7 protein-coding genes are annotated in these 8,646 nt (G+C 22.4%); 1 reads left to right on the plus strand and 6 read right to left on the minus strand.

Translation table 11 applies throughout. The features are described 5' to 3' along the window. Positions 1-79: 79 nt before the first annotated feature. The 6 genes from BGI41_RS05210 to BGI41_RS05235 all read right to left on the minus strand — a co-directional run bounded on the left by BGI41_RS05210 (position 80) and on the right by BGI41_RS05235 (position 7,518). Positions 80-871 carry a lipopolysaccharide assembly protein LapB gene (locus BGI41_RS05210; protein WP_088539214.1) on the minus strand — a complete coding sequence of 264 codons (792 nt, stop codon included), beginning with the start codon at positions 869-871 and terminating at the stop codon, positions 80-82. Positions 872-1,004: 133 nt separating this feature from the next. After that, positions 1,005-2,588: a hypothetical protein gene (locus BGI41_RS05215; protein WP_088539216.1), complete on the minus strand. Its 1,584-nt coding sequence runs from the start codon at positions 2,586-2,588 to the stop codon at positions 1,005-1,007. A gap of 148 nt (positions 2,589-2,736) precedes the next feature. Continuing rightward, the gene (locus BGI41_RS05220) at positions 2,737-3,951 is read right to left on the minus strand and encodes an ATP-binding protein (RefSeq protein ID WP_088539218.1); all 1,215 of its coding nucleotides are present in this window, start codon (positions 3,949-3,951) and stop codon (positions 2,737-2,739) included. A 612-nt stretch (positions 3,952-4,563) separates the two neighbouring features. Further along, positions 4,564-4,773: a hypothetical protein gene (locus BGI41_RS05225; RefSeq protein ID WP_233126327.1), complete on the minus strand. Its 210-nt coding sequence runs from the start codon at positions 4,771-4,773 to the stop codon at positions 4,564-4,566. Positions 4,774-5,232: 459 nt separating this feature from the next. Next, a complete protein-coding gene (gene feoB, locus BGI41_RS05230; RefSeq protein ID WP_088539220.1) occupies positions 5,233-7,242 on the minus strand; it encodes a ferrous iron transport protein B in 2,010 nt (669 codons plus the stop codon). A gap of 39 nt (positions 7,243-7,281) precedes the next feature. After that, positions 7,282-7,518 (minus strand): FeoA family protein, encoded by a 237-nt coding sequence (locus tag BGI41_RS05235; RefSeq protein WP_088539222.1) that lies wholly within the window; start codon positions 7,516-7,518, stop codon positions 7,282-7,284. A gap of 407 nt (positions 7,519-7,925) precedes the next feature. On the opposite strand from BGI41_RS05235, the gene BGI41_RS05240 reads away from it, so the two are divergent. Further along, positions 7,926-8,591 carry a 2,5-diamino-6-(ribosylamino)-4(3H)-pyrimidinone 5'-phosphate reductase gene (locus BGI41_RS05240; protein WP_088539224.1) on the plus strand — a complete coding sequence of 222 codons (666 nt, stop codon included), beginning with the start codon at positions 7,926-7,928 and terminating at the stop codon, positions 8,589-8,591. The last annotated feature ends 55 nt before the right edge of the window (positions 8,592-8,646 follow it).

Below are 8,646 nucleotides of genomic sequence, written 5' to 3' on the forward strand. Positions count from 1 at the left end.
TTAATTAAAACTAATAATTAAATTTTTATAAAAAAATTTTAATAATACTTATTTAATTAAATATATTAATTTTAAAATATTAATCATTAAAAAATTCTGGTTTTAACTCTTTAAGTTTTTCTAAAGTATTAGAAACACCATTATAATCATTAATACTTTCTAATAATTCTAATCTATCATAATATAAAATATAGTTATCTGGAAATATTTTTAATGCATTTTTATTTACATCTAAAGATTTCATTAAATCACCAGAATAAGCATATGCAAAATATAATTGTCTCCAAATATTATAATCTTTATCATAAATTGATAAAACCTTTTCAAAAACATCAATACCTTCTTTTAATTTTTTCTGATTTAAAAGAACATATCCTTTATACTGAAGAGCAAGATAATCATTAGGATTCTTATCTAAAATATTATTTAATATACTTAAAGATTCCTCTAATTTGTTTTGATCATATAATAAAATAGCTTTCAATTTAGAACTAACAGTATCTTCAGGATTATTTTCTAAAATATTATTAAGATACTTAATTGCCTCATCAGTTTTTCCAAACTGAATAAGTATTTTAGCAGAATTTAAATTAAAATCATAATCATCTAATTCTAATGTTTTAAGTAAATTTAAACAATTATTTAAAATATTTATATCATTATCAGAGTCCTTTGAATCAGATAAGTATTTTTTAAAAATTTTAATACATGAATCAAAATCATCTAAAGCAATATAAGAATTAATAATATAAGGAATTAACTCAATTTCATTATAATTCTTATCTAATAAATTAGAATAAATATTTATAGCATTATCATATTGTTTATTATTAAAAAACTTATTTGCTAATTCAAAATCATTATTTGTCATAGAAAAATATTCACTTTATAATTTAATATAAATTAAAAAAATTTTATTATAATTAAAACATTAATAATTACTAATCAAACTAAATTATACTTAATATTTAGTAATTAAGTAAATTATACTTATTACTTAATAATTATGAAAAATTAAAAAATGAATCTAAAGTAGATTCACGGAAATGATGCATTCTAATAGGATGATTAAAGCGTTTATGTTTATTATTATAATTTACAGATTCCTTTTTACTATTTAATGATTCCTCATTATTATCATTATTAAAATCAGAATCTTCTAAATTTTTATCAACACTATCTAAATCAGAACTTATTTCATTATTATTAGAATCAGATTTATTTAGTTCTTCATTAATATCATCTACTTCCATAACAGAATCATATTCATCATTACTATTAACATCATTTAAACCTTTATTAAAATCATCATCAATTAAATTACCATCTTCATCAAAATTAAATAAAGAGTCTAAATCAATTTCAGGTTTATTACTAAAATCTTTACTATAATCCTCAGTAATTAATGGCAAATCAACATCATCTTCATCATCCATAAAATCTTTACTATAATCCTCAGTAATTAATGGCAAATCAACATCATCTTCAATTTCAAATGTGGTTAAATCTTCAGAATTATTTTCGTTAAAAGAACCATTAATTAAATCAATAGAATCTAAATTATCTTCATCAATACTATTATCAATCTCTTTATTAACAATATCTTCATCTGAACTTTCAATATTATTAGATGTTGATGTATCTGTATTTATAGAAATTTCTTGATTTTTATCATTAAAAGAATTTGAACTTTCATCATAATCAGATTCTTCATTAAAAATTAAATCAGAATTATTACCATTATATATATTATCTCCAATAGCAGAAACAAAATCATTTATAATATTATTATAATTAGTATCCTCTTTAGAATCTATATTATCATTTGTATCTTTTTTATTAGAATATAAACTATCTGCAGTTACAAAACTTAATTCCTTATCAGTAAAATTATCTTTATTAAGCTCTTCACTAATTTTAGATGAAGAATTATCCAAATAAGAATCAACAGTTACAAAACCTAAATTTTCATCACTATTATCTTTATTAACCATTTCAATATTTTTAGATGAAGAATTATCCAAATAAGAATCAGCAGTTACAAAACCTAAATCCTCTTCTGTTTTTGGAATTTTATTATTTTTATTTAATGATGATTTTATATTATTATTAGAAGAACTGTTTTTATTAGAAGAAATATTATTTAAATGTGATAATTCATTATCATTAATTAAGTTTAAACCTAAATTATCTTGAAAACTATTAATTTCATCAATCATACCTAAATGTTTAAGAGAAGATAATTTTATCATAATTGCAGAATCATTTAAAGGATCTTTTTCTAATATATAATTAACAATTTCTAATGCATCATTTGCTTTATATTTTCTAAGTAAAATAGATGCTTTTAAAATTAAAAGTTCATAATTAGAAGAATCATCATCAAGATAGTAATCTAAATATTCTAAAACCTTATTTGTATTATTATTTTTTAAATAATATTTTATTAAATATGGAAGAATAGTCTCAGTTTCATAATCTTCTAAAATCAATTGATTAAATATTTCCATAGCAATGTCAAAATCATGATTTTCATATAATGAACATGCTTCTAAAAACTTTTTATCTAAATTTCTTTTATTAGACATAATATAACTTCCTTAATGTAAATTATTCTAAATAAAGATTATTATAATTGAACTAATTAAGACCTTAAATAATAAACTCATAAATAAGCAATAAACTAATTAATTAAAACTTAAGACAAAATTATCATAAAATATTTAATTAAATAGCTTAAGCAATTAAATTATCTTCTTCTAATAGAAAATCAATAATATTTACAATCTTAATTCCATGAATATTTTTTATATGTGTTTTATCAAAACTTATAATCATTTTCTCATAATTATCTTTTATAGAATTTAAATCATCTAATTTCATATTTAATAAATCATCATCTAAATTTTTAAGTATTTGAATATAAATTGTCTTATCTACACTTTTAGCCATAAAATCTACTTTATGAGCATTATATTTAACTGTTGAAACTTTATAATTTCTTCTTAAAAGTTCAAAATACACTAAATTCTCAAGAACTCCATTTGAATATTCATCATCAAAACCAAGTATAAAGTTTCTAAGTCCTAAATCACAGACATAATGTTTTTCAAGAGTTCTAAGATATACATCACATTTAAGATTAAATCTTTTAACTGAATAAAAAAGATAAGATTTATCAAAATACTTTAAATACTCTAAAACTGTTGTTGGAGTAGTTTTTACACCTTCAGTTATGAAGTATTCTGAAATTTTTTTAGAAGATAAATATTCTCCTAAATTATTAATAGTAAAATAAAAAATTTCATTAAGAAGTAGAGGATTTTTAATTTTATAATTTGAAATTAAATCTTTAAAAATAATTGTATTGTATATACCTTCAATTATATTATTAAAGATTAAATCTGATTTTTTATGTTCAAATATTACTGGAAATCCTCCAAAATGAAGATAATCCTTAAATTTACCATTAATATCTAAATCATCATCCCAATATTCATCATTAAATTTTAAATATTCTTTAAATGATAATGGAAGAATATTTACTTCAATAATTGGCCAAGAAAGATGTTTTGATAATTCACTATCTTCAAGATTCTCAGATAAACCAGAAATAAAGAAATCAATATTATTATAATCAACTGAAAGTGAATTTATAACTTCATACCAGTTTTCTACTTTTCTAATATTATCAAAGATAATATAATTCATTTTATTATCCATAATTCTTTCTGATAAAAAATCATAGAGTTTAAGGTATGAAGTATAATTTCTATTTTTTAATGAATTAAAATCTAAATATATTACATTATTTTTCTCATCTTTTAGACTATCAGCAAATGATAATAAAATACAAGATTTACCACAACCATGAACCCCAGTTAAAATCTTAAGAGTTTTAGTATTAACAAGATCATTTAATTGATTAATGTATAAATCCCTTTTTATCATTCTTTAATCCTAGTCTTATCATTTATTAAATTCCTAAATGATTATTTTTATATTGATTATAATATTTATATTTTTATAAAAAAATAACAATAAATTTTTATAATATTATTCTTTTTAAAAAATATAATATAATTTTATTTTATAATTATTCTTTTATAAAAAAATAAATTAAATATTATGTAAAAATTTAATGAAAATTAAATTAATTAAAATCAATAAACCCCAAGTAAAAAAAATAAACAAAGAAAAAACAATAAAAACAGTAAAAAAAATAGATATTTACTTTAATAAGCATTTAATCAACAAAAAAATTAAAAACAAACAAAAATATGAATAAAAATTAATAAAAACAAATAAAAATAAGTGAAAAGTAGATTAAATAATTAATAATTAATAGAATAAATGATATTTAATAAAAAATTAATAAAAAAACAAAAAAATTATTTACAACATCCGAAGAAGAAATTTTTAATCTTCATTAAAATTTTATGTGATTGAGATTCTTCTTCATCATCATCTTTATGTTGACAACATGGTGGTCTTACATGATCTTCCATTATTATACTCTCCTTTTTTAATATTCAATTTAATTATAAAATTAAAAATAAAACATTATTTTGCTGCAATTTTATCTTTAATTTTAGCTTTAAGTTTTTCAATAAACTCAAATTCTTCTTCATATGCAATTGTATTCATATATCCACAATTTGGACACATTGCTTCATTACATTCTTCACATCCACAACATCCAATACCATCACAAGTTTCTTGAGTTTCTTCTGGATCATATTCATATCCACACATTCTACATTTAATTTTCATTTTATCACCTCTTAGGATAAAATTAAAGAAAAAATACTAATGTATATAAAAAACTAAGGAGGAATTAGTAAATTTTCTTTAAACTATGGAATCAAGTTTTAAATAAGCCAAGATAATAAAAGCAATAACTAATGTCATATATACTTTACTTTTGATTATCTTGGTCTTCTTTTTTATCATCATTCTTATTTAAATTAATACCTCTTAAACAGGACTTAGACTTCATATAATCACCGATAACTATTTCTAATAAGTGTTTAAATTACATTCTAATTTAATAATGTGTTTAAAATTTATAGTATTTTATAAAATTAATTAATCTCATAAAAAAATATAATATAAGATTAATTAATTCTACAAAGAACTAATAAATATAAAAAATATTGATATGAATATAAGTTTGTATTATACAAACAAATATTAATCAATAAATATTTAATCCCTTTGTTTTAATTTACTTTAATGGAATCCTAAAAGTAATCCGACACGGAATACAATAAATGATACTACATATGCAGTAATTAAACAAGTACAAACCATTACAGCAGGCCATTTCCAACCATTAGATTCTTGTTTTATAGTACCTAATGCTGCAAAACAAGGTATGTATAATAAACAGAATACCAAGAATGCATATGCTGTAAGTGGTGTAAATGCTGCAGTAATTCCTGCAGTAGCTCCACCAGGGAATGAACCAAATACTGAAGTTAAGGTTGCTACAATAACTTCTTTAGCTACCATACCAAAGATTAATGCAGAGGAAGCTTGCCAGTTACCAAATCCTAATGGACTAAATATTGGTGCAATAAATGTACCTAATTGTCCAATATAACTAGCTTGTGATCCATAATCAACACCTGCTGGGAAGTAACTTAATACCCATACAATAATTGCTGCTGCTAAAATAATAGTACCTGCTTTTCTAACGAATCCCCATGTTTTTTCACCAGTGTGCATAAGAACACCTTTAACAGTAGGGATTTTATAAGTAGGTAATTCCATTACAAACGGTGTACTTACTCCTTTAAAGAATAATTTTTTAATAATAGCCGCTACAATAATAGCTACAACTACTCCAAGTAAATATAATGAGAAAATTACATTTGCTTGAGATGAAGCAAAGAATATACCAACAAATAAAAGATATACTGGCAATCTTGCAGTACATGACATAAATGGTACAAGTAACATTGCAACTAAACGATCTTCTTCATGTTCAAGTGTACGTGTTGCCATAATTCCAGGTACTCCACAACCAAATCCAAGAATCATTGGAATAAATGCTTTTCCATGAAGACCTAAAATTTTGTGCATAACTTTATCCATTACGAAAGCAGCTCTTGCTAAATAACCACTATCCTCTAATATACTTAATAATAAGAACAGTAAAACAATTTGAGGAATGAAACTTAAAACACTTCCAACTCCAGAAATTACACCATCAGCTAAAAGTGAACTTAAAGCATTTTCACCAATCAATGCTACAGTTCCATCAGCAATAGCTGTAACAATAGAATCAAGCCAATCTTGAATTGGTGAACCTAATGTAAATGTAACTTGGAAAACAATATACATGATAATTAAAAAGATAGGAATACCAAGAACCCTGTTTGTTACAATCCTATCAATTTTTCCAGTCATTGTTGGTTTTGGATTTTTAGGAAGTTGTACACATTCCTTAATTAAACCATCAATAAAAGCATAACGAGCATTAGCAATTGCTTCTCCGGCAGATACTCCGTAAAGATCTTTTAAATGATTTTTAACTTTTCTTACTTCTAAGAATATTGGGTTAGACATAGAAGATTGTTGAACTTTATCCATTACAATTTCATCATCTTCTAATAACTTAATAGCAGTCCAATAAGGAGAAACATCAAGTAAATTATTATCTTTTGAAATTAATTTAGCTAAATCACCAAGATGTTCTTTTAATTCCTCACCATAAACAAGTTTCCTTTTACTTTCAATAGGATGGTCTTTAAGATCTTTAATCATTTTCATAAGATCATTATGACCAATATCAGAGTTAGCTTCAATTTGAACTACTGGAACACCTAATAATTCGGATAATTTATCTACATCAATATCTATTCCATTTTTACGTGCTAATTTGTTCATGTTAAGAGCGATACCTAAATTTGCATCTAACTCCATCATTTGAACTGTTAAGTATAAATTACGTTCTAGATTAGCTGCATCAATAACATTGATAATAGCATCAGAATCTTCATCTACAATGAAATCTCTTGAAACAATTTCTTCAATAGAATGAGCACTTAATGCATAATTACCAGGTAAATCAATCACATCAATTCTTTCACCATTCTCTACAAAGTGACCTGCAGCTTGTTCTACTGTTTTACCTGGCCAGTTACCAACGTGTTGATGGAGCCCAGTTAAATTATTGAACAAAGTGGTTTTTCCTACATTAGGATTACCTGCTAATCCAATTTTAATATTCTCCATAAACAATCTCCATTATTAAATTGTTAAAGTAAATTAAAATTATTCAACATCAACTTCAATATTACGAGCTTCTTCTTTCCTTAAACAGATAGAATATCCTTTAATTTTATATTCAAAAGGATCCCCTAATGGAGCAATTTTTTTAAGTTGAATTTTTGAACCTTTAACAAAACCCATACCCATTAAGTGACGTTTTAATTCAGTACTTCCTCCATCATTATAGGAAACTAATTTTCCTTCTTCACCTGTTTTTAATTGATCTAAACTTTTAATCATTGAAATCCACCTTCCTATTTAAAATTGAAATAGTTAAAATCTTTTAATTTACCTTTATGTAATTAAATAAATAATTACTAAATAAATTAATAATCTATTAAAACCCTAGAATTTTATAATGACCATAATCATTATGTAAAATTTAGAATTTTTAATAAATTCAAGAAATTTAGAAATCTGTTAAAAATTTTAAATTTAGTTATACCTAAATTTCCTAATTAAAGTTTAGATAGAACTAATATATAAATGTTTAGTTATACCTAAAAATAAAAATTAAAATTTAAATAAAATTAAAAAATTAATTAAACTCAAATTGAAAAATAAGAATTAAAAATTAGTATAAAATATATAAAAATACTTTGTATATATAAAGTATAATATTATTAAATAAATAATAAGTTGATAATATGAAACCATATGTAATACTAAATGCTGCAATGACATTAGATGGAAAAATAGCTACAAAAACAGGCTCATCAGAAATATCATGTAAAGAAGACTTAATAAGAGTTCACAAACTTAGATATGAAGTTGATGGAATAATGGTTGGAATAAATACTGTACTAGAAGATAATCCAAAACTTACAGTATCTAAAATACCTGCTAAAAAAGAAGATAATCCAATACGTGTAGTAGTAGATAGTAAAGGAAAAACACCACTTAATTATAAAGTATTAAATGATATGGCACCAACAATAATTGCAGTAGCAAATGATTATAAAGAAAATAAAAAAATTAAAGAACTATCTAAATATGCAGATATTTTTCCATCAGGTGAAAAACAAGTAAATTTAGTTGAATTAATGGATTATTTATATAAAAAAGGAATTAAAACACTTATGTTAGAAGGAGGTTCAACACTTAATTTCTCAATGATAAAAGAAGGATTAATTAATGAAATTAGACTTTGTATTGCACCAATGGTTGTAGGTGGAAAAGATGCAAAAACATTATTTGATGGTGAAGGTTTCGATTATATGAAAGATAGTGTTAAATTAGAACTAAAAAATTCATATAATACAGGAAAAGATTTAATATTAGAATATAAAGTTTTAAATTCTAAAAATGATTAAAAAATAAAAATTACTTTAAAAATTCAATTAAAATTACATAATAAATAAAGATGAA

The sequence above is a fragment of the Methanobrevibacter sp. 87.7 genome (assembly GCF_002208625.1).
Lineage (GTDB): Archaea > Methanobacteriota > Methanobacteria > Methanobacteriales > Methanobacteriaceae > Methanarmilla.